The sequence below is a fragment of the Streptomyces sp. NPDC017943 genome, assembly GCF_044328425.1.
GTDB classification, from domain to species: Bacteria; Actinomycetota; Actinomycetes; order Streptomycetales; family Streptomycetaceae; genus Streptomyces; species Streptomyces djakartensis_A.
In genome coordinates, this window is sequence record NZ_JBIRHH010000007.1 from 133179 (window position 1) to 153722 (window position 20544).

Here is a 20544-nt window from a genome sequence, read left to right on the forward strand (position 1 = left end):
GAGCCGGGAGGGGCTACTGGAGGGGCGCGGGGAGCGAGTCGAGGGCGGCGGCCGCTCGCTCGGTGATCTCCTCCGGGGTGCCCGAGACGTCCACCCCGGCGCCCGCCTCGTCCGCCTCCAGGGGCTGGAGCGTGCCGAACTGGGAGTCCAGGAGCGCCGTGGGCATGAAGTGCCCCTTCCGGTGCGACATCCGGTCCTCGATCAGCGCGCGGTCGCCCGTGAGGTGCAGGAAGACGACGCCGGGTGCGGTGGCCCGCAGCCGGTCGCGGTACGACCGCTTCAGCGCCGAGCAGCTGACCACCCCGCCGAGCCCGGCCCGCCCCTGCGCCCAGCCGCCGATGGCGTCCAGCCAGGGCCCGCGGTCCTCGTCGGTGAGCGGCGTACCGGCCGACATCTTCTCGATGTTGGCCGGCGGGTGGAAGTCGTCGCCCTCGGCGTACGGGACGCCGAGCCGGGCCGCGAGCAGGGGACCGATGGTCGTCTTGCCGGTACCGGCGACGCCCATGACCACGACGACGTGGGGGGTGTTCATCGCTGCCTCACTGTCTGCTGTCTTCGTCGACACGTGATGTCGACGCAACTGAAACCCATAAGGTAGGACTAATTCAAGAGGTCGTGACGAATAAGTCTGACTTTTTGGCTCCGTGATCCACCCCGTACGCTGAGTGCATGACCACACCGGGCCGGGGGCTGCACGGCCGTGTACTGGACACCCTGGGCCCCGAGATCACGGGGGGCGAGTACCCGCCGGGCAGCGTTCTGCGCACCGACGAGCTCGCCCAGCGTTTCGACGTGTCGCGCTCCGTGATGCGCGAGGCGGTCCGCGTCCTGGAGTCCATGCACCTGGTGGAGTCCCGCCGCCGCGTCGGCGTCACCGTCCGCGCCGAGTGCGAGTGGAACGTCTACGACCCGCAGGTGATCCGCTGGCGCCTGGCCGGCGCCGACCGCGCGCGGCAGCTGCGCTCGCTCACGGTGCTGCGCTCGGCGATCGAACCGGTCGCGGCGGGCCTCGCCGCCCGGCACGCCACGCCCGAGCAGTGCGCGGAACTCACCGACCGCGCCCTCGGCATGGTCGCCCACTCACGCGGTCACAAGCTGGAGGGGTACCTCCTGCACGACGTCGCCTTCCACCGCGTCATCCTGGAGGCCTCGGGCAACGAGATGTTCGCCCGCCTCGGCGACGTCGTCGCCGAGGTGCTGGCCGGCCGCACCCACCACGACGTGATGTTCGAGGACCCCGACCCGGCCGCCGTCACCCTGCACGTCCGGGTCGCCGAGGCGGTCCGCGCGCGTGACGCCGCCCGCGCCGAGGAGCTGACCCGCGAGATCACCGTCGGCGCCCTCCAGGAACTGGACATCCTGGCGCCGTAGCACCCGCTACGAGGGGAACTCCCCGTCGACGTACACCCAGGCCCCGTCGACCCGCTCGAACCGGCTCCGCTCGTGCAGCGAACCGCCCCGGTAGGACGCCCGGAACTCCACGGTCCCGGCCGAGTGGAACGCCGACCCGTCGGTCGTGCCCAGGATCTCCAGCCCGGTCCACCGCATCCCCGGATCGAGCTCCAGCCGGCCCGGCCGCGTCCGCGGGTGCCAGGTCCGCAGCAGGTACCCCGCGTCGCCCTGCACGAAGGCGCAGTACCGCGACCGCATCAACGCCTCGGCGGTCGGCGCGGCCGCGGCCCCGGAGTGGAACCGGCCGCAGCAGGCCGCGTAGTCCTGGGGGAGTCCGCAGGGGCAGGAACGCCTGGTCATGGCACCTCTCTCGCAGGAACGACCGAAGGCCGCGACCTCGCGGTCGCGGCCTTCGGTTCCAAGTGTCCGAGGGGGGACTTGAACCCCCACGCCCGATAAAGGGCACTAGCACCTCAAGCTAGCGCGTCTGCCATTCCGCCACCCGGACAAGGTGTCTGTCGCGTGGGTTCTCCCCGCGGCGACGACGTAAACATTACCAGGCTTTCCGGGGTGGCCCGATCACCCCCCGGCCGCACCCCGGGACCGCGTGAACGACGTGTGACGGGCCGGGAGGGCTCTTGGGGACCGGGCCCGACAGAGAGAGGATGAAGGGGACCCACCAGCAGTGACACCGGGAGGAAGCACGTGAGCGAGACGGACACGGCCAGGAACGTCACCGGCGAGGACGAGGTCGTGGACCTCTGCCGCGAGCTGATCCAGATCGACACCAGCAACTACGGCGACCACTCGGGTCCGGGCGAGCGCAAGGCAGCCGAGTACGTCGCCGAGAAGCTCGCCGAGGTCGGGCTCGAACCGCGGATCTTCGAGTCCCACCCGGGCCGCGCCTCCACCGTGGCCCGCATCGAGGGCGAGGACCCGTCCCGGCCCGCGCTGCTCATCCACGGCCACACCGACGTCGTCCCGGCCAACGCGGACGACTGGACCCACCACCCCTTCTCCGGCGAGGTCGCCGACGGCTGCGTGTGGGGCCGCGGGGCGGTCGACATGAAGGACATGGACGCGATGACCCTCGCGGTCGTCCGCGACCGGCTGCGCAGCGGGCGCAGGCCGCCGCGCGACATCGTCCTCGCGTTCCTCGCGGACGAGGAGGCCGGCGGCATCTACGGGGCCCGCTACCTCGTCGACCACCACCGGGACCTCTTCGACGGCGTCACCGAGGCGATCAGCGAGGTCGGCGGCTTCTCCTTCACGGTGAGCGAGGAGCGGCGGCTGTACCTGATCCAGACGGCCGAGAAGGGCATGCACTGGATGAAGCTCACCGTGGCCGGCACGGCGGGCCACGGGTCGATGATCCACCGGGACAACGCGATCACCGAGCTGTCGGAGGCCGTGGCCCGCCTCGGCCGGCACACCTTCCCGGTACGGGTCACCAAGACCACCCGCGCCTTCCTCGACGAACTCGGCGACGCGCTCGGCACCGAACTCGACCCCGAGGACATGGAGTCGACCCTCGCCCGGCTCGGCGGCATCGCCAAGCTGATCGGCGCCACCCTGAGCAACACGGCCAACCCCACGCAGCTCGGGGCCGGCTACAAGGTCAACGTCATCCCGGGCGAGGCCACCGCCCATGTGGACGGGCGCTTCCTGCCCGGCTACGAGGACGAGTTCCTCGCCGACCTCGACCGGATCCTCGGACCGAGGGTGCGCCGTGAGGACGTGCACGCCGACAAGGCCGTCGAGACCACGTTCGACGGGGCGCTGGTGGAGGCCATGCAGTCCTCGCTGCTGGCCGAGGACCCGACCGCCAAGGCCATCCCCTACATGCTCTCCGGCGGCACCGACGCCAAGTCCTTCGACGACCTGGGCATCCGGGGCTTCGGCTTCGCCCCGCTGAAGCTGCCGCCGGAGCTGGACTTCGCGGGCATGTTCCACGGCGTGGACGAGCGGGTGCCGGTCGACGGCCTGAAGTTCGGCGTGCGGGTCCTCGACCGCTTCATCGACGCGTCCTGAAAACACTGCCGAAAACCTGCTAATCGGTCGGGCGTGCGAGATCGACTGGGAAGAGTGAATGCGACGATCAGCTCGTAGCCTCATTACTCCAGCCTCGTTACAGGTAATGCGATCGCACGATGGATCGCTTTGCCAACTAGGAGGAATAATGATCAAGAAGGTCGTCGCTGCTGCGGCTGCCACCGGTGGCCTGGTTCTCGCGGGCGCGGGTCTCGCCGTCGCCGACTCGGGTGCTCAGGGTGCCGCGGTGCACTCCCCGGGCGTCCTGTCCGGCAACGTCGTTCAGGTGCCCGTGCACATCCCGGTGAACGTCTGCGGCAACACGGTCTCCGTGATCGGTCTGCTGAACCCCGCCTTCGGCAACACCTGCGTCAACAAGTGACGCTTTCCCCTCCGTAGAGGGGAGTCCAAAGCCATCGGTCCCGGAGCGCGTGCCATGCGCTCCGGGACCGAACGCTTCCGCAGGTGGATTCGAGAAGAATTCGATAACGGGTCGAAGGCAGGTATTCAGCAATGCGACAGGTCACCCGCAAGGGTCTGATGACCGTGGCCGCCGCGACCGGCGTGATCGCCGCCGCGGGCGGCTCCGCGCACGCCGCCTCGGGCGCCCAGGGCTCCGCCTCGGGCTCGCCGGGCGTGCTGTCCGGGAACTCGGTGCAGGTGCCGGTGCACGCACCGGTCAACGTCTGCGGGAACACGGTCGACGTCATCGGCGTGCTCAATCCGTCGGTGGGCAACTCCTGCGCCAACAGGGGCGGTGGTTCGTCGTCGGGGGGATACGGCGACTCACACGGTCACGGCGGTTCACACGGTCACGGCGGCGGTTCGCACGCGGGCGGACACGCCACCGACTCTCCCGGCGTCGGCTCGGGCAACCACGTCCAGGTCCCGGTCCACGTGCCGGTGAACGTGTGCGGCAACAGCGTGGACGTCATCGGCATCGCCAACCCCAGCGCGGGCAACGACTGCGGCAACGGCGGGAACGGCCACCACGGCACCCCGCCCGGCGGCGGCCACGGCAACCCGGGCCAGCCGGGCGGCCCGGGCGGTCCCGGCAACCCCGGTGGTCCCGGCGGCCCGGGTGGTCCCGGCAACCCCGGTGGCCCGGATGGTCCCGGTACTCCCGGTGGTCCGGGAACCCCTGGTCACCCCGGTGACCCGGGTGCCCCGGGCGGCCCCGGTGGCGACGGCCCCGGCACCCCGGGCACCGGCGGAGACGGACCGGGGGGCCAGGGACCGGGCGGTGCGGGCCCCGGCGCCCAGGGGCCGGGCGGCTCCTCGCACGGCGACGAGCCGGACGGCCGGTTCGTCCTGCGGCCCCACGGCGAGGCCCAGCTCGCCAGCACCGGCAGCGACCTGCCGCTCGGCTTCGCCCTGCCGGCCGGCGCCGGCGCGCTGCTCGCGGGCGCGGTCCTCTACCGCAGGGCCCGCGCCTCGGCCTGACGCCCCCACCCCGCCCAACGGAGCGGGCCCCGCCGATGCGGGGCCCGCTCCGTCATGTGCCTTCTTCCCGTGCGCCGTCCCCGCTCACCACGTGGCCCGCACCTGGCGGATGATCCGCCGGCGCAACCGCACCTTGCGACTGCCGTCGCGCAGCAGGCTCAGACGGTGCAACTCCCAGTGTCCGTACTCCGCATGGTCCGTCAGCAGACGTGCCGTCTCCTTGCGGGACACCCCGCGCGGCACGTACACGTCGACAAATTCGTATTCCGGCATCGCATCTATTGTGCGGGCTGGGGCCAGGTACGGATAGCGTCTGCACTATGTCTGATGCTGCGCAGCCCACCGCTGCCGAGGTACGCGCCGCCGCCGAGGCGGTCAAGACCGCGCTCGACCGCCACCTTGCCGCGGTCGAACGCAGGTCGGGAGGGGACGACCCGGCCGTCTACGAGGCGTTCAACCAGCTGGCCGCGGCCGCAGAGGCGTACGACGAACTGCTCTACGACCGCTACGACGAGGTCACGCCCTTCGAGATCCCCGGTGCGGAGGACGCGCTGCCCCCGTACACGGGCCCCGAGGAGCCGAGCGCGGTCAGCGTGCTGATCCGCCGTGACTACGCCGTCGCGGAACCGCAGCGGCTGCTGGCCCACGCACAGCGGATCGAGGCGGCGGACGGCGACGACGGCCCGTCGGCGTCCGGCACGGTGCATGGCGCTCTCGGCCTGCTGTTCGGGGAGTTCGAGCCCGACGAGATCGCCTCGCGGCACAAGGAGTTCGGGCTGGAGGAGGGCGACTCCACGCTCTGGGTGACGGCCGCCGACGAACCGGCCGAGCCCGGCGAGTGGCTGGAGGCGCCGTTCGAGCAGGTCGACCCGCAGCAGGTGGTCTGCCGCTTCGACGTCAGCGCCGTCTTCGACGACATGGACGACGACACCGAGGACGACGGGGACGACATCGAGGACGAGCTGGACACCGACCTGGACGAGGACGAGGACCTGGAGCCGCTGGACGCGGACCGCCGCTGAAGCGCGGACGAGGCCGGTCACCGGGGCGGGGGGGGGGGGGGGGCCGGCCCCCCCCCCCCCCCCCCCCCCCCCCCCCCCCCCCCCCGCCCCCCCGCCCCCCCCCCCCCCCCCCCCCCCCCCCCCCCCCCCCCCCCACCTCGCGGGCGTCGAATGCGCCCCGGGCGGGGCGCCCGGCGGCCCGCGGGTCCCGCCGGGGCGGGGGCTGCCCGGGGGGGGGGGGCGGGGGGCCCGGGCCCCCGGCCACCGCCTTCGTCACACCCCCGCGACCTGCGGGGCCAGCAGCACCGGGAGCCGGGTCGTCCGCGGCTTCGCCGGGACCTCGGCCACGGCCCGGGGCAGCGCCTGCTCCACGCCGTGCACCACGGACAGATGGCGGTCGGCCCGGCCGAAGGCCGTGTACACCCACGGCCGGCTGAGCGCCTGTGCCGCGTCCCCGGGCAGCACGGCGACCACGGCGGGCCAGCGGCTCCCGACCGCCTGGTGCGCGGTCAGCGCCCACCCGTGCCGCACCGTCTGCTCCACCCGCTCCTTCGGCACCACGACGGCCTCGCCCGCGCACGACAGGTGCAGTCCCTCGGCGTCCGCCCTCACCACGCGTCCGGTCACCGCCCGGCCCGGGACGGGGGAGTGGACGATCCGGTCCCCGGGGTCGAAGCCGCCGAAGCGGCCGGGGCCGGGATTCAGCCGTTCCTTGAGCGCGGCGTTGAGCGCGCGCGTACCGACCGCCCCGCCGTGCCCGGGTGTGATGACCTGGGTGTCCTCGGCCGGTACGCCGATCGCCCGCGGCACCGAGTCCGCGACGAGCTGCACCGTGCGGTGCACCGCCTCGCCCGCGTCCCGCACGGGCACGATCACGACCTCCTTGCCGGGTGCCTCGACCTGGTTCAGCTCACCGACGCCGATGCCGGAGACCAGCTCGCCCAGCGGCCCGGGGTCCGGGCGGCGCGAGGCGATCTGCGGGCAGATCCGCGCCGCGAGCAGGTCCGCGAACACCCGGCCCGGGCCCACCGACCACAGCACTCCCGGATCCCCGGCCAGCACCAGCCGCGCCCCGTCCGGCAGCGACTCGGTCAGCAGGGCCGCCGTCTCGACGTCGAGCTGCGGCGCGTCGAGGACCACGAGCAGATCGAGGGCGAAGGCGCCGTCGGCATCCCGGCCGGGACCCTCCTGACCGGCCAGCAGCCCCGGCACGGTCGCGACGGGCAGGTCCGCAGCGGTGGACGGGGCCGCGGAGGAGGGGCCACCCGGTCCCCGGGCCGGGTCGTCCGGCTGTTCCACCGGCCCCGAGCCGCTCGTCCGCCGCAGCAACACCGCGAAGCGGTCACGGCCGACCGGGCCGTGCGTCGCCGCCCAGGCCCGCAGTCCCAGGCCGTGTGCCGCGTGCAGCAGGGCCGCCGGCTCCGCCAGGGACGCCTCCGCGCCGGTGTGCAGGACCAGGCCGTGCCCGGCGACCGCGCGCAGCAGCTCGGCCGCCGACCCCTGGGTCGCGGCTGCGGCCCGCTCCCACTCCTCCGCCGAATCGTCCTGCTTCGGCGTGGAGTTGACCAGCCGGGCCAGACCGTCGGCCAGGCTCTCCTCCGCCAGCGCGTACCGCTCCAGGCCGACCAGGACGCGGATCGGGCGCTCCGCCTCGTCGTCCTCCGTCTCCTCGCCGCTGGTGGGGGCCGGGGCGCCGGGCTCCGCCAGGGCGTCCTGGAACACCAGCGCGTCACCCTCCGCGATCGCGTCCTGCACGGCGCTGTCGGGGTCCGGCACGCTCCGCTGGGCCAGGGCCGCGAGCAGCGCCGGCATCTCCAGGGCCGTGTGCCCGGCCAGGGCCGCCTGCTCCAGGAGCCAGACCGTGAGGGCCCGGCCGCGCCGCTCGTCGTCCGGGCCGCACTCGGCGCCCAGCAGCGCCCGCGCGAACCCGTCGGCCTGGTCGGGTCGCACGCCGGGCACGCGCAGCAACTGCCAGGGGTCGCTGCGCAGCAGCTCGTCCGCGCCCTCTCCGAGGGCGGCGGCCACCTGCGGTGCGAGGGCCTCGGGGGCACCCCCCTCCGTCAGGACTCGCCGCACCGTCTGCACGGCCTCGGGGGCGGGAGCCGCCGGGGACGCCGCGACGGTCTCGGCGGCCACGGGGCGGGACGGCCGGTCGGGCTCGGGGGCGGAGCGGCGGGGGGCGGGCGCGGGGTCCTCGAACACCGTGGCCACCGGCTTCTCGCCGCTCTCCACGGCACGGACGGCCGCGAGCAGGTCGGCGGCCTTGCCGCTCAGCTTGGCACCGGCCTCGATGGGCCCCTTCTTCTCGGCCTTGCGCTGCTCGATCCGCTCCCGCTCGGCCCGCTGCGCCAGCAACTCCGCCTCGGCCTCGGACACCTGGCCGCCCCCGACGCCGTCACCCTCGCCCTCGCCGTCGCCGTCGCCGTCGCCGTCGCCGTTGCCCTCGCCCGGGGGAGTCCGCTCGACCCGGGGTGCGGTGCCGTCGCCGGCGGACGTCCGCCCGCCCTCGGGCTCACCGCCCTGGCCCGCGGCGAGCTCGCCCCCGGCGTCGCCGCCCGCCGTGCCCTGTGTGCCCGGCGTCCCCGGCTCGGCGTCCTCCGTGGTCTCGGGCTCCGTGCTCACAGCGTGCTCCAGTCGTGATCGGGATAGCGGTGCACGGGCGCCGACACATCGTCCAGCGCCCGGCAGATCTCGTCAGGAAGACTAAGGGTCTCCACTGACAATGCCGCCGTGAGCTGCTGCGCGTTGCGCGCGCCGACGATCGGCGCCGTCACGCCGGGCCGGTCGCGGACCCAGGCCAGGGCCACCTGCAACGGCGTCACCGCCAGCCCGTCGGCCGCGGTCGAGACGGCGTCCACGATGCGGCTCGCCGTGTCGTCCAGATAGGGCGCGATGAACGGCGCGAGGTGCTCCGAGGCGCCGCGTGAGTCGGCCGGCACCGCCTCGCCCCGGTACTTCCCGGTGAGCACCCCGCGACCCAGCGGCGAGGACGGCAGCAGGCCCACGCCCAGGTCGAGCGCGGCCGGCAGCACCTCGCGCTCGACGCCCCGCTGGAGCAGCGAGTACTCGAGCTGGGTGGCGGCCAGCCGGGTCCGGGTGCCGGGCGCGGCCATCTGCCAGGTGCCCGCCTTGGCGAGCTGCCAGCCGCAGAAGTTGGAGACCGCCGCGTAGCGGGCCCGTCCGCTGGCGACCGCCAGGTCGAGGGCCTGGAGGGTCTCCTCCAGCGGGGTGTCCGGGTCGTAGGCGTGGACGTGCCACACGTCGACGTAGTCGGTGCCGAGCCTGGCGAGCGAGGCGTCGAGCGCGGCGAGCAGATGGCCGCGGGAGCCGTCGACGCGGCGGTCGGGGTCCGGCACGCTCCCGGCCTTGGTCGAGACGACCAGGTCCCGGCGCGGGACCAGGCCGTCCATCAGCCTGCCCAGCAGGTACTCGGCCTCGCCGTCGCCGTACACGTCCGCCGTGTCGACGAGGGTGCCGCCCGCCTCCCAGAACGTCTTCATGAGGTCCGCGGCGTCGTGCTCGTCGGTGTCCCGTCCCCAGGTCAGGGTGCCGAGCCCGATGCGGGACACACGCAGGCCGGTGCGGCCGAGATGCCTCTGCTCCATGAACGCCGAGATTACTGGCCAGAACCTACCGTGTGGGTGGCTGTGGACGACCGATTTCCGGGGGCGGACGGTGAGCTCCCCGAGGCCGCCCCCGGTCCGGCCGCCACAGCCCGGCGCTCCGGGTCAGCAGCTCCCGTCCGACACCTGGAGCCCCTTGTTCGCGCCCGCCGTGCGGTTCACGACCGCGGGCACGCAGCCGGCCGCGTCGAGCCGGAAGGAGTAGGGGACGGAGACCGTGGTGTTCGACGTCGGGTTCGGGCCGGCCGGGCGGTTCTCACTGCCCGGCTGGGACCACGTCACGTTGTCGAAGACGTTGCCGGCGACCTGCCAGTAGCCCGCCTCGTCGGTGTAGAAGGTGCCGAGGACGTCCTTGGAGTCCTCGAAGTAGTTGTTGTCCACCTTGGCGCGGGCGCCGGCCCGGGAGTTGATGCCGGACTCGTTGAGGCGCACGTAGTGGTTGTTGTACATGTGCGCGACGCCGCCGCGCAGCAGCGGGGCGCGGGAGTCGATGTTCTCGTAGCGGTTGTGGTGGTACGTGATGAACCCGTTCGACCGGTCGCTCTCGCTGCTGCCGACCAGGCCGCCGCGGCCGGAGTTGCGCAGGACGCTGTAGGACAGCGTCACGTACTGGGTGTTGTTCTTCATGTCGAACAGGCCGTCGAAGCCCTCCGATTCGCCGCCCGAGGCCTCCAGGGTGGTGTGGTCGACCCAGACGTTGCGCACGTTGCTCTCCATGCCGATGGCGTCGCCGCCGTTGGACGTGGGGGAGCCGGACTTCTTGACGTTCCGCACCGTCACGTTCTGGATGACGATGTTCCTCGACTCGCGGATGTGGATGCCCACCTGGTCGAAGACGGCACCGCTGCCGACGCCGACCAGCGTCACGTTGCTGATCTTCTTCAGCTCGATCACGCCGTCGGCGGTGTCGCAGCTGCTGCCGGAGACCTTCTTGGTGTTGGCGTGGGTGATGGTCCCCGCGACCTCGATGGTGAGGGGCGTGCTGCTGCCGGCCCGGCCGCACAGGGCGGCGTGGATCGCGGTCCCGGTCGTCGCCCGGACCGTCTGCCCGCCGGCGCCGCCGGTGGTGCCGCCGTTCTGCGTCGCGTAGCCGGTGGCGCTGCCGGTCGCGGCCGACGCCCCGGGCGCCGAGACGACCGTTCCGGTTCCGGCGGCCAGGGCCAGGGTGGCCAGGGCCGCGCCGAGTCGCGGGGAGATTGCTCGCTTCATCCGTACCTCTCCGTTTCCGTGCGGAGTGCGGGTGGGGTTAGAAAGCGCTTTCCGGAGACGGTAGAGAATCCGCTGTGTACGCGTCAATGGTCGCGTACTTGATCCTTGTTCACCCATGTGAAAGATCGTGGCCCTGTCGCTGTCCCGAGCGGCGGCCCCGCGCTAAGGTCTGCGCACAAGGCACGTTACTGATCAGTAAGGGGAATCGGCATGCAGCTCGGTATCAACCTCGGCTACTGGGGTGCCGGAATGGACGCGGACAACCTGGCCGTCGCCCAGGAGGCCGACCGCCTCGGCTACGCCGTCTGCTGGGCCGCCGAGGCCTACGGGTCCGACGCGGCCACCGTGCTGAGCTGGGTCGCCGCCCAGACCGAGCGCATCGACGTGGGCTCCGCCATCTTCCAGATCCCGGCCCGCCAGCCCGCGATGACGGCCATGACCGCCGCCACCCTCGACTCCCTGTCCGGCGGCCGCTTCCGCCTCGGCCTCGGCGTCTCCGGCCCGCAGGTCTCCGAGGGCTGGTACGGCGTGAAGTTCGACAAGCCGCTCGCCCGCACCCGCGAGTACGTCGAGATCGTCCGCAAGGCCATGACCCGCGAGCGGCTGTCGTACGAGGGGCAGCACTGGACGCTGCCGCTGCCCGGCGGCCCCGGCAAGCCCATCAAGCTCACCGTGCACCCGCAGCGCGAGCACATCCCGCTGTACATCGCCGCGATCGGCCCCAAGAACCTCGAGCAGACCGGTGAGATCGCCGACGGCGCCCTGCTGATCTTCCCCTCCGCCGAGCACCTGGAGGACACCACGATCAAGCACCTGCGCGCCGGACGGGAGAAGGCCGGCAAGACCCTCGACGGGTTCGACGTGTGCCCGACCCTGCCGCTCGCGGTCGGCGACGACAAGGACGTGGCCGCGCTCGCCGACACCTTCCGCCCCTACACCGCGCTGTACGTCGGCGGCATGGGCAGCCCGAAGCAGAACTTCTACAACCAGCTCGCCCAGCGCATGGGCTACGAGCGGGAGGCCGCCGAGATCCAGGGCAAGTACCTCTCCGGCGACAAGCAGGGCGCCGCGGCCGCCGTCCCGCACGACCTGATCGACCGGACGACCCTGCTCGGTTCCGTGGACCGGATCGCCGACCGGATGAAGGCCTACGCCGCGGCCGGGGTCACCACCCTGTCCCTCGCACCGGCGGGCTTCACGCTCGACGAGCGGCTCGCGTCCCTGCGCGCCGGCACCGAGGCCCTGGAGCGCGCCGGTCTCGCCTGAGCCCCGGCCGAACGGGCCCGTCGGGCGGGCCCTGAGGTTTTCGCGGCCGTGGTGGGGGCTCGGGGGTCTTCCCCGCCACGGCCGTCACGCGGAACAACGCGCCGGGCCCGGCTCGGTTACGCCCGCGCCGCCACCGGATCCACCCGGCGCGCTGTGCCCCTGCGTCCACCATTCGGCCGAGCCGTCCCCCACACCTGTTGCAGCACCCCGCACCCCGCACTTGACTCGTTCTCCGCGGAGACCTGCGGATCGGCAGCACGCGCACGTGCGCGGGAGAGGTGCCCACGATGCTTTCGGCCAAGAGTCTGTTCGAGGAGATCCTCGCCAACGACGAGTCCTTCGCCCTGTTCTGCTCCATCGCCGCGAGCGGCGAGTCCCAGGGCGGCTGGGAGAACGCCCGTATCGCCGCCCTGGTGCCCGACACCGAACGCGCGCTCGCCCCCAAGATCAGCCGGCACGGCGCCGACGAGGACAAGCACGGCCGCATCTTCAACGCCCTGCTGAAGAAGCGCGGCCTGGACCCCGTCCCGGTCCCGCCGGACACCGACTACACCATGCTCCTGGAGCGCAACGGCATCGGCCTCGCGCACGAGCAGCTGCGGCGCGACGAGCAGCTCACCGTCCAAGACATCGTCACCTACCTCTCGCACAGCCGGGTCACCGAACAGCGCGCCTCCGAGCAGATGGAGCTGCTGCGCAAGCACTTCGCCGACCACCCGGACATCGGCCGGGCCGTCCGCCAGATCTCCAACGACGAGGACAACCACCTCGCCTACTGCCACGAGGAACTGCTGCGCTTCGCCCGCGCCGGACACGGCCGGACCATCCAGCGGACCCTGCGCGCGTGCGCGCTCGCCGAGATCCGGATCTACCGGGACGTCAGCCTCGCGGTCATGGCCCACATGGGCCGCATCCTCGGCTGGTCCAAGGCGAAGTCGGCGGTGCTCGCGGCCGGCATCCACGCGGTGTACGCCTACGAGCGGCTGGGCGGCTGGCGCCGGATGGTGTCGCTCACGACGCCCGAGCGCCGCAACGCCCTCGGCGGCCCCGCCACGCCCGAACCCGAGTACGCCTGACCGGCGACCCGACCCGGCCGCCCTACAGCCAGCCCCGGCGCTTGAACAGCCGGAACACCATGAACTCCAGGGCGGCCATCAGGGCCATCAGCGCGGGGTAGGACCACACCCAGTGCAGCTCGGGCATGTGCTCGAAGTTCATGCCGTAGACCCCCGCGAACATCGTGGGGATCGCGGCCATGGCCGCCCAGGCGGAGATCTTGCGCATGTCGTCGTTCTGCCGGACGCTCATCTGCGCCAGGTGCGCCGACAGGATGTCCGACACCAGGCGGTCCAGGTTCTCCACGGACTCGTTGACCCGCGTCAGGTGGTCGCTGACGTCCCGGAAGAACGGCCGGGCCCCGTCGTCCACGAAGGGCACCGCCACGCCGTAGGGCGCCGTACCCGCCAGCCGGCTCATCGGCAGGGCCAGCGGACCGGTCGCCCGGCGGAACTCCAGGACCTGCCGCTTGAAGTCGTAGATGCGCGAGGCCGTGTTGCGCGAACCGCCCCCGTCGGGGGAGAACACCTCCGCCTCCAGGCCCTCCAGGTCGGCCTGCAGCTCCGTCGCGACGTCCAGGTAGTGGTCGACCGCGGCGTCGGCGACCGCGTACAGCACGGACGTGGGCCCGTTGCACAGCAGGTCCGGCTCCTGCTCCAGGCGGTTGCGGACGGTCTTGAGCGGCGCGCTCTCACCGTGCCGCACGGTCACCACGAACGAGTCGCCGAGGAAGATCATGAGTTCGTCGGTGGAGACGGTGTCGCTCTGCGGCTCGTAGCGCACGGGCTTGAGCACCACGAACAGCGAGTCGTCGTAGATCTCCAGCTTGGGCCGCTGATGGGCCTTGAGCGCGTCCTCGACGGCCAGCGGGTGCAGGCCGAACTCCCGGCTGACGTGCTCGAACTCGCGCTCGGTCGGTTCGTGCAGCCCGATCCACACGAACCCGCCCGCCGTCCGGGCCTCGCCCAGCGCCTCCGAGAAGTCCTCGGACCCCTCCGTCCGCTGCCCGTCGCGGTAGATGGCACAGTCCACGATCACGAGGCGAGTCTCCCGTCACTCGAACGACACCGCACGCGCGCGTGCGCCTACGCTGGAGCGCATGCCCACGTTGATCCTGGTCAGGCACGGACGCTCCACCGCAAACACCGAGGGCCTGCTCGCCGGGTGGACGCCCGGCGTCGCGCTCGACGAGCGCGGGGCCGCACAGGCCGCCGCGCTGCCCGGGCGCCTTGCCGCACTGCCCCTCGCCGAAGTCGTCGCCAGCCCGCTCCAGCGCTGCCAGGAGACGATCCGGCCGCTGCTCCGGGCCCGCCCGGGGCTGACGGCGCACACCGACGAACGCATCGGCGAGTGCCACTACGGCGACTGGTCGGGGCGCAAGCTCGCCGAACTCAAGGACGAACCCCTGATGGAGGTCGTGCAGGCGCACCCCTCCGCGGCGGCCTTCCCCGGCGGCGAGTCCATGCGGGCCATGCAGACCCGCGCGGCCGAGGCCGTGCGCGAGTGGAACGCGCGCGTGGAGCGCGACCACGGCGCCGAGGCCGTCTACCTCATGTGCTCGCACGGCGACATCATCAAGTCGCTCGTCGCGGACGCCCTGGGACTGCACCTCGACCTCTTCCAGCGGATCTCCGTCGAACCGTGTTCCGTCACGGCGATCCGCTACACCCGGCTGCGCCCCTACCTCGTCCGCCTCGGCGACACCGGCGACCTCGCCTCCCTGGCGCCGCGCGAGGAGCCGCCGGGCGACGACGCCACCGTCGGGGGTGGTGCGGGCGCACCGTGATCGTCGGCCGCAGTAGGGTGAAGCGGTCGCAGCAGTGCCGTGCTCACACGGTTCCCACGATTCCCATGGAGACAGGACGTGTCCCGTCAGGTGTTCCTCTACGACCATCCGGAGCGTTTCGTGGCCGGCACGGTCGGACTGCCCGGGCGCCGTTCGTTCTTCCTGCAGGCCTCCGCCGGTACCCGGGTGACGAGCGTGGCCCTGGAGAAGACCCAGGTCGCGGCGCTCGCCGAGCGGATGGAAGAACTGCTCGACGAGGTCGTGCGCCGGAGCGGCGGCAGTGCCTCCGTCCCCGCCGTCGCACCGTCGGAGATCACCGACACCGCCCCGCTGGACACCCCCATCGAGGAGGAGTTCCGGGTCGGCACCATGGCGCTCGCCTGGGACGGCGACGAGCAGCTGATGATCGTCGAGGCCCAGGCGCTCGTCGAACTGGACGCCGAGTCCGAGGAGGACCTCGCCGAGGCGGAGGAGCGGCTGCTCCAGGACGAGGAGAACGGCCCCCCGATGCTGCGGGTGCGGCTCACCGGCGCGCAGGCCCGGGCCTTCGCCAAGCGCGCCCTGGACGTCGTCAACGAAGGGCGGCCGCCGTGCCCGCTGTGCAGCCTCCCGCTCGACCCGGAAGGACACGTATGTCCGCGCCAGAACGGATACCGCCGCGGAGCGTGACGCCTCCCGAGGACGCCGCCGCGCTGCTCGCCGCGGGCGAACTGACCGTGCGCGGACGCATTCGTGAGGCCTCGAACGCGGCCTTGTACTGCACGGTGACCCACGAGGGCGCGGAAGCGGCCTGCGTGTACAAGCCGGTCGCGGGGGAGCGGCCCCTGTGGGACTTCCCCGACGGGACCCTGGCCGGGCGCGAGGTCGCCGCGTACGCCGTCTCCGAGGCGACCGGCTGGGGGCTCGTCCCGCCCACGGTGCTGCGCGACGGCCCCTACGGCGAGGGCATGTGCCAGCTGTGGATCGAGGCGGCCCCGGACGCCGAGCTGCTCGCCCTGGTCGACGGGGAGGAGCCGGAGCCGGGCTGGAAGGCGATCGGATTCGCGGAGGTGGGCGAGGGACGCACGGCCCTGCTGGTGCACGCCGACGACGAACGGCTGCGGCGGCTCGCCGTCCTGGACGCCGTGATCAACAACGCCGACCGCAAGGGCGGCCATCTGCTGCCCACCGGCGAGGGACGGTTGTTCGGCATCGACCACGGCGTCACCTTCAACGTCGAGAACAAGCTGCGCACCCTGCTGTGGGGGTGGGCGGGCGAGCCCCTCACCCCGGAGGCCCTGGACGTCCTGGAGGGCCTCAGGAAGGACCTGGCCGAGGGCGGCGCGCTGGCCGCACGGCTCGCTCCGCTGATCACCGGCGCCGAGATCGAGGCCACCCGGTCCCGGGTCGGCGCGCTGCTCGCCTCGGGCACCCATCCCGAGCCGGGCGGGGAATGGCCCGCGATTCCCTGGCCACCCGTGTAGGCGGGGCGGCCCGCCCCGGCAGCAGCACAGTGTCCGGCGCACCGCAAGAGCGCCTTCTCGGCCGTCCGGCCCGCTCCCGTTCGTATATGGAACTTCAGTCCGGTTAGGCTCAAGGCATGCATGCCTGGCCCGCTTCCGAGGTCCCCGCCCTGCCTGGTCAGGGCCGCGACCTGAGGATCCACGACACCGCGACCGGTGGTCTCGTCCCCCTCGACCCCGGTCCCGTCGCCCGTATCTACGTGTGCGGCATCACGCCGTACGACGCCACGCACATCGGACACGCGGCGACCTACAACGCGTTCGACCTCGTGCAGCGCGTGTGGCTCGACACCAAGCGGCAGGTTCACTACGTCCAGAACGTCACCGACGTCGACGACCCCCTCCTGGAGCGGGCCCAGCGCGACGGACTCGACTGGGCCGCCCTCGCCGAGCAGGAGACGGCCCTCTTCCGCGAGGACATGACGGCCCTGCGGATGCTCCCGCCCCAGCAGTACATCGGCGCCGTCGAGGCGATACCCGGCATCGTCCCGCTCGTCGAGCGGCTCCGGGACGCCGGCGCGGCCTACGAGCTCGACGGCGACGTCTACTTCTCCGTCGAGTCCGACCCGCACTTCGGCAAGGTGTCGAACCTGGACGCCGCGGCGATGCGGCTGCTGTCCGCCGAGCGCGGCGGCGACCCGGACCGGCCGGGCAAGAAGAACCCGCTCGACCCGATGCTGTGGATGGCGGCCCGCGAGGGCGAGCCCAGCTGGGACGGCGCCTCCCTGGGCCGCGGCCGGCCCGGCTGGCACATCGAGTGCGTGGCGATCGCCCTGGACCACCTCGGCATGGGCTTCGACATCCAGGGCGGCGGCTCCGACCTGGCCTTCCCGCACCACGAGATGGGTGCCTCGCACGCCCAGGTCCTCACCGGCGAGTTCCCCATGGCCAAGGCGTACGTGCACGCCGGCATGGTCGCCCTGGACGGCGAGAAGATGTCCAAGTCCAAGGGCAACCTGGTCTTCGTCTCCACGCTGCGCCGGGACGGTGTCGACCCGGCCGCCATCCGTCTCGCCCTGCTCGCCCACCACTACCGCGCGGACTGGGAGTGGACCGACCAGGTCCTGGCCGACGCCGTGGCGCGGCTGGACCGCTGGCGGGCCGCCGTCTCGCAGCCCGACGGACCGCCGGCCGAGGCGCTCGTGGACGAGATCCGCGCGGCCCTCGCCGACGACCTGGACGCCCCGGCCGCCCTCGCCGCGGTCGACCGCTGGGCGGCCGGGCAGGAACGGGACGGCGGCACCGACGCCGGCGCCCCCGGGGTGGTCTCGCGGGCCGTGGACGCCCTGCTGGGCGTGGCTCTCTAGCCCTCCGGCACATGTGTGAGGGGCGCCTTCCCGGCCGGGAAGGCGCCCCTCACACATGTGCGCGCCGCGCCGTCCAGTCCTCCGACGGATCCTCTAGTCCTCCGACGGATCCTCGTCGTCCGTGCCCGGCTTCGACGGCTTGGGCGGTCTGGTCCGGCCGCCGGGGTTGTCCCGCAGGTACGGCGGGCCCTCGCCGCCGTCCGTGGCGTGCCCGCCGGGTGCGGTCGGCCCGCCGCCGTCACGGCGGCGCAGATAGCGCTCGAACTCGCGGGCGATGGCCTCGCCGGACGCCTCCGGCAGCTCGGCGGTGTCCCGGGCCTCCTCCAGCGACTGCACGTACTCGGCGACCTCGCTGTCCTCGGCGGCCAGCTGGTCCACCCCCACCTGCCACGCGCGCGCGTCCTCGGGCAGCTCGCCCAGCGGGATGCGCACGTCGATCAGGTCCTCCAGGCGGTTGAGCAGGGCGAGGGTCGCCTTCGGGTTCGGCGGCTGCGACACGTAGTGCGGCACCGCGGCCCACAGCGACACGGCCGGCACACCCGCGTGGGTGCAGGCCTCCTGGAGCACCCCGACGATGCCCGTGGGGCCCTCGTACTTGGTCTCCTCCAGGTCCATGCGGCGGGCCAGGTCCGGGTCGGACGTCGTCCCGCTGATCGGAACCGGCCGGGTGTGCGGGGTGTCGCCCAGCAGGGCGCCGAGGACGACCACCAGCTCCACACCGAGTTCGTGCGCGAAGCCGAGCAGTTCGTTGCAGAACGAGCGCCACCGCATGGACGGCTCGATGCCGCGGACCAGCACCAGGTCGCGCGGCTTCTCGCCGCCGACCCGGACGACCGACAACCGCGTCGTCGGCCAGGTGATCTTGCGGACGCCGGCCTCCATGAACACCGTGGGGCGGTTGACCTGGAAGTCGTAGTAGTCCTCGGCGTCCAGCGCCGCGAACACCTCGCCCTTCCACTCCCGGTCCAGATGCGCGACCGCGGTGGAGGCGGCGTCGCCCGCATCGTTCCAGCCCTCGAACGCGGCCACCATGACCGGGTCGATCAGCTCGGGAACCCCCTCGAGCTCGATCACCCAGCGCCTCCTTCCGACGTGCCCTCGCCTGACCACCCAACCTTACGGCGTGCGGCGGGGGCGCCCGCAGCCCCCTCGCAGGGGGAGTGCCCCATCACTGCCCCGTGATCCGCACGCGAACACCCCGGACACGGACGGGCTGTCGCCGACGGCGCGGCCGGGCACGCCGCAGGGGCGGCTCCGTCGGCGCGGAGCCGCCCCTGCGGCGCTCGGGGACCCGGTCCGGCCGGGTGGTCCCTACTTCTTGTCGAGCACGTCCTGCACCTTGGAGCGGATCTCGTCGGTGGCAAGGCCGCGGATCGTCAGCGTGGTCCGGCGGCGCAGCACGTCGTCCTGCGTCTCGGCCCACTCGTGGTCCCGGGCCCAGACGACCTGTGCCCAGATCTCCGGGGCGTCCGGGTGGACGCGCTCGGCCAGCTCCGGGCTCTCGTTGGCCAGGCGGGCGATGTCGAACGCCAGCGAACCGTAGTGCGTGGCCAGGTGCCTGGCGGTGTCGGCGGCCATGCGCGGGCCGGGCGCCGGACGGTCCGTCAGCAGCCGGTGGGCCACCGCACGCGGGTTGGCGATGCCCGGCAGCGGGAGCTTCTTCGGCAGCGCGCCGATCGGCTCGAAGTCGTCGCCCAGCGGGTGGCCCGGCAGCGACTCCAGCTTCTTCATGATCGTCCGGCCGATGTGGCGGAAGGTCGTCCACTTGCCGCCCGCGATGGACAGCATGCCGCCGCGGCCCTCCGTCACGACCGTCTCGCGCTTGGCCTTGGAGGTGTCGCCGGGGCCGCCCGGCAGCACCCGCAGGCCGGCGAAGGCGTAGGTGATGAGGTCGCGGTCCAGCTGCTGGTCACGGACCGAGAAGGCGGCCTCGTCGAGGATCTGGGCTATGTCCTTCTCGGTGACGGACACGTCGGCCGGGTCGCCCTCGAACTCCTCGTCGGTGGTGCCGAGCAGCAGCATGTCCTCCCAGGGCAGGGCGAACGTGATGCGGTACTTGTCGATCGGGGTGGCGAGCGCGGCCTTCCAGGGGGAGGTGCGCTTGAGGACCAGGTGCGCGCCCTTCGACAGGCGGATGGAGGGCGCCGCGTTCGGGTTCTCCATCCGGCGCAGGTGGTCGACCCAGGGGCCGGTCGCGTTGAGCACCAGCCGGGCGTCGACACCGAACTCGTCCCCGGAGAGCCGGTCCTTCAGCTCGGCGCCGGTGACGCGGCCCTGGGTGAAGCGCAGGCCGGTCACCTCGGCGTGGTTGAGGACGACCGCGCCGGCCTCGACGGCCGCGCGCACCGTCATCAGCGCCATGCGCGCGTCGTTCATCTGGTCGTCGCCGTACACGGCCACGGCCTTGAGGTTCTCCGTGCGCAGCTCGGGCACGTCCTGCGCGGCCTTGGCCGGGGAGAGAAGGTGGCCCACGCCGTCGCCGAAGGCGGAGAGCGCGGAGTAGGCGAACACGCCCGCGCCGAGCTTCGCCGCGCCGTGCGGCCCGCCCTTGTAGACGGGGAGGTAGAACGTGAGCGGGTTCGCCAGGTGGGGGGCCACCTGGCGGGAGACCGCACGGCGCTCGAAGTGGTTCTCCGCCACCAGCTTCACCGCGCCGGTCTGCAGGTAGCGCAGGCCGCCGTGGAGCAGCTTGGAGGAGGCGGAGGACGTGGCTCCGGCGAAGTCGCCGGCGTCCACCAGAGCCACCCTGAGGCCGGACTGCGCGGCGTGCCAGGCGGTGGAGATGCCCAGGATGCCACCGCCGATCACGAGAAGGTCGTACGACGCCTTGGAGAGCTGCTCCCTGGTCTCGGCTCGGCTCGGGTTCGAGCCGGAGGCCGGGTGCGTCCCCAGGGCAGGCACGGACTGCAGGGTGGACTTGGTGGTCAT

At 72.9% G+C, this 20544-nt stretch carries 19 protein-coding genes, 1 tRNA gene and 1 pseudogene; 11 read left to right on the top strand and 10 right to left on the bottom strand.

What is annotated here, in order from left to right; translation table 11 throughout:
* Positions 1-13: 13 nt before the first annotated feature.
* A complete protein-coding gene (locus ACH4C6_RS23445) occupies positions 14-532 on the bottom strand; it encodes a gluconokinase (protein ID WP_398110551.1) in 519 nt (172 codons plus the stop codon).
* A 137-nt stretch (positions 533-669) separates the two neighbouring features.
* On the opposite strand from ACH4C6_RS23445, the gene ACH4C6_RS23450 reads away from it, so the two are divergent.
* Positions 670-1371 (top strand): FadR/GntR family transcriptional regulator, encoded by a 702-nt coding sequence (locus ACH4C6_RS23450; RefSeq protein WP_398110552.1) that lies wholly within the window; start codon positions 670-672, stop codon positions 1369-1371.
* Between the two features lie 6 nt (positions 1372-1377).
* Here ACH4C6_RS23450 and ACH4C6_RS23455 read toward each other — a convergent pair whose 3' ends face one another.
* A complete protein-coding gene (locus ACH4C6_RS23455; protein WP_398110553.1) occupies positions 1378-1752 on the bottom strand; it encodes a YchJ family protein in 375 nt (124 codons plus the stop codon).
* 63 nt (positions 1753-1815) lie between these two features.
* Positions 1816-1900 (bottom strand) — tRNA-Leu (locus tag ACH4C6_RS23460).
* 197 nt (positions 1901-2097) lie between these two features.
* On the opposite strand from ACH4C6_RS23460, the gene ACH4C6_RS23465 reads away from it, so the two are divergent.
* The 3 genes from ACH4C6_RS23465 (at position 2098) to ACH4C6_RS23475 (ending at position 4866) form a co-directional block, all read left to right on the top strand.
* Positions 2098-3423 (top strand): M20/M25/M40 family metallo-hydrolase, encoded by a 1326-nt coding sequence (locus ACH4C6_RS23465; RefSeq protein ID WP_398110554.1) that lies wholly within the window; start codon positions 2098-2100, stop codon positions 3421-3423.
* A 148-nt stretch (positions 3424-3571) separates the two neighbouring features.
* Positions 3572-3805: a chaplin ChpH gene (gene chpH / locus ACH4C6_RS23470; RefSeq protein ID WP_093833159.1), complete on the top strand. Its 234-nt coding sequence runs from the start codon at positions 3572-3574 to the stop codon at positions 3803-3805.
* Positions 3806-3936: 131 nt separating this feature from the next.
* Complete coding sequence (locus ACH4C6_RS23475; RefSeq protein ID WP_398110555.1) at positions 3937-4866, top strand: chaplin; 930 nt, start codon at positions 3937-3939, stop codon at positions 4864-4866.
* Positions 4867-4950: 84 nt separating this feature from the next.
* On the opposite strand, the gene ACH4C6_RS23480 is transcribed toward ACH4C6_RS23475, so the two are convergent.
* The gene (locus tag ACH4C6_RS23480; protein ID WP_010045410.1) at positions 4951-5139 is read right to left on the bottom strand and encodes a DUF5703 family protein; all 189 of its coding nucleotides are present in this window, start codon (positions 5137-5139) and stop codon (positions 4951-4953) included.
* 47 nt (positions 5140-5186) lie between these two features.
* Between ACH4C6_RS23480 and ACH4C6_RS23485 the strand changes: the two genes are divergently transcribed.
* The gene (locus ACH4C6_RS23485) at positions 5187-5888 is read left to right on the top strand and encodes a hypothetical protein (RefSeq protein WP_398110556.1); all 702 of its coding nucleotides are present in this window, start codon (positions 5187-5189) and stop codon (positions 5886-5888) included.
* A gap of 252 nt (positions 5889-6140) precedes the next feature.
* Here ACH4C6_RS23485 and ACH4C6_RS23490 read toward each other — a convergent pair whose 3' ends face one another.
* The 3 genes and pseudogenes from ACH4C6_RS23490 to ACH4C6_RS23500 form a co-directional block, all read right to left on the bottom strand.
* Positions 6141-8489: a helix-hairpin-helix domain-containing protein gene (locus tag ACH4C6_RS23490; protein ID WP_398110557.1), complete on the bottom strand. Its 2349-nt coding sequence runs from the start codon at positions 8487-8489 to the stop codon at positions 6141-6143.
* On the bottom strand, positions 8486-9472 hold the full coding sequence (locus ACH4C6_RS23495) for an aldo/keto reductase (RefSeq protein ID WP_398110558.1): 987 nt from the start codon (positions 9470-9472) through the stop codon (positions 8486-8488). Before ACH4C6_RS23495 ends, ACH4C6_RS23490 begins: the two co-directional genes overlap by 4 nt.
* Positions 9473-9598: 126 nt before the next feature.
* Positions 9599-10699, bottom strand: a pseudogene (locus tag ACH4C6_RS23500) (polysaccharide lyase family 1 protein); the annotation flags it as partial.
* A gap of 210 nt (positions 10700-10909) precedes the next feature.
* Here ACH4C6_RS23500 and ACH4C6_RS23505 point away from each other — a divergent pair.
* Positions 10910-11965 (top strand): LLM class F420-dependent oxidoreductase, encoded by a 1056-nt coding sequence (locus ACH4C6_RS23505; protein ID WP_398110559.1) that lies wholly within the window; start codon positions 10910-10912, stop codon positions 11963-11965.
* 287 nt (positions 11966-12252) lie between these two features.
* Positions 12253-13041 carry a ferritin-like domain-containing protein gene (locus ACH4C6_RS23510; RefSeq protein WP_398110560.1) on the top strand — a complete coding sequence of 263 codons (789 nt, stop codon included), beginning with the start codon at positions 12253-12255 and terminating at the stop codon, positions 13039-13041.
* Between the two features lie 22 nt (positions 13042-13063).
* Here ACH4C6_RS23510 and corA read toward each other — a convergent pair whose 3' ends face one another.
* Complete coding sequence (gene corA / locus ACH4C6_RS23515) at positions 13064-14059, bottom strand: magnesium/cobalt transporter CorA (RefSeq protein ID WP_398110561.1); 996 nt, start codon at positions 14057-14059, stop codon at positions 13064-13066.
* A 61-nt stretch (positions 14060-14120) separates the two neighbouring features.
* Here corA and ACH4C6_RS23520 point away from each other — a divergent pair, with 61 nt between their 5' ends.
* The 4 genes from ACH4C6_RS23520 (at position 14121) to mshC (ending at position 17616) form a co-directional block, all read left to right on the top strand.
* Positions 14121-14807, top strand: coding sequence for a histidine phosphatase family protein (locus ACH4C6_RS23520; protein ID WP_398110562.1), 687 nt, complete (start codon positions 14121-14123; stop codon positions 14805-14807).
* Positions 14808-14885: 78 nt separating this feature from the next.
* A complete protein-coding gene (locus ACH4C6_RS23525) occupies positions 14886-15476 on the top strand; it encodes a DUF3090 domain-containing protein (RefSeq protein WP_398110563.1) in 591 nt (196 codons plus the stop codon).
* The gene (locus ACH4C6_RS23530; protein ID WP_398110564.1) at positions 15440-16270 is read left to right on the top strand and encodes an SCO1664 family protein; all 831 of its coding nucleotides are present in this window, start codon (positions 15440-15442) and stop codon (positions 16268-16270) included. The genes ACH4C6_RS23525 and ACH4C6_RS23530 overlap by 37 nt, the downstream gene beginning before the upstream one ends.
* 116 nt (positions 16271-16386) lie before the next feature.
* A complete protein-coding gene (gene mshC, locus ACH4C6_RS23535; RefSeq protein ID WP_398110565.1) occupies positions 16387-17616 on the top strand; it encodes a cysteine--1-D-myo-inosityl 2-amino-2-deoxy-alpha-D-glucopyranoside ligase in 1230 nt (409 codons plus the stop codon).
* Positions 17617-17709: 93 nt separating this feature from the next.
* On the opposite strand, the gene ACH4C6_RS23540 is transcribed toward mshC, so the two are convergent.
* Together ACH4C6_RS23540 and ACH4C6_RS23545 are read right to left on the bottom strand one after the other, a co-directional pair.
* A complete protein-coding gene (locus ACH4C6_RS23540; RefSeq protein ID WP_398110566.1) occupies positions 17710-18690 on the bottom strand; it encodes a PAC2 family protein in 981 nt (326 codons plus the stop codon).
* A gap of 237 nt (positions 18691-18927) precedes the next feature.
* Positions 18928-20544: an FAD-dependent oxidoreductase gene (locus ACH4C6_RS23545; protein WP_398110567.1), complete on the bottom strand. Its 1617-nt coding sequence runs from the start codon at positions 20542-20544 to the stop codon at positions 18928-18930.

What these genes read in the sequence shown, in the direction of transcription:
- ACH4C6_RS23445 (WP_398110551.1), bottom strand. Translation starts at nt 532, where the DNA reads ATGAACACCCCCCACGTCGTCGTGGTCATGGGCGTCGCCGGTACCGGC.
- mshC (WP_398110565.1), top strand. Translation starts at nt 16,387, where the DNA reads ATGCATGCCTGGCCCGCTTCCGAGGTCCCCGCCCTGCCTGGTCAGGGC.
- ACH4C6_RS23480 (WP_010045410.1), bottom strand. Translation starts at nt 5,139, where the DNA reads ATGCCGGAATACGAATTTGTCGACGTGTACGTGCCGCGCGGGGTGTCC.
- ACH4C6_RS23495 (WP_398110558.1), bottom strand. Translation starts at nt 9,472, where the DNA reads ATGGAGCAGAGGCATCTCGGCCGCACCGGCCTGCGTGTGTCCCGCATC.
- ACH4C6_RS23485 (WP_398110556.1), top strand. Translation starts at nt 5,187, where the DNA reads ATGTCTGATGCTGCGCAGCCCACCGCTGCCGAGGTACGCGCCGCCGCC.
- ACH4C6_RS23505 (WP_398110559.1), top strand. Translation starts at nt 10,910, where the DNA reads ATGCAGCTCGGTATCAACCTCGGCTACTGGGGTGCCGGAATGGACGCG.
- chpH (WP_093833159.1), top strand. Translation starts at nt 3,572, where the DNA reads ATGATCAAGAAGGTCGTCGCTGCTGCGGCTGCCACCGGTGGCCTGGTT.
- ACH4C6_RS23455 (WP_398110553.1), bottom strand. Translation starts at nt 1,752, where the DNA reads ATGACCAGGCGTTCCTGCCCCTGCGGACTCCCCCAGGACTACGCGGCC.
- ACH4C6_RS23450 (WP_398110552.1), top strand. Translation starts at nt 670, where the DNA reads ATGACCACACCGGGCCGGGGGCTGCACGGCCGTGTACTGGACACCCTG.
- ACH4C6_RS23530 (WP_398110564.1), top strand. Translation starts at nt 15,440, where the DNA reads ATGTCCGCGCCAGAACGGATACCGCCGCGGAGCGTGACGCCTCCCGAG.
- ACH4C6_RS23545 (WP_398110567.1), bottom strand. Translation starts at nt 20,544, where the DNA reads ATGACCACCAAGTCCACCCTGCAGTCCGTGCCTGCCCTGGGGACGCAC.
- ACH4C6_RS23510 (WP_398110560.1), top strand. Translation starts at nt 12,253, where the DNA reads ATGCTTTCGGCCAAGAGTCTGTTCGAGGAGATCCTCGCCAACGACGAG.
- ACH4C6_RS23520 (WP_398110562.1), top strand. Translation starts at nt 14,121, where the DNA reads ATGCCCACGTTGATCCTGGTCAGGCACGGACGCTCCACCGCAAACACC.
- ACH4C6_RS23475 (WP_398110555.1), top strand. Translation starts at nt 3,937, where the DNA reads ATGCGACAGGTCACCCGCAAGGGTCTGATGACCGTGGCCGCCGCGACC.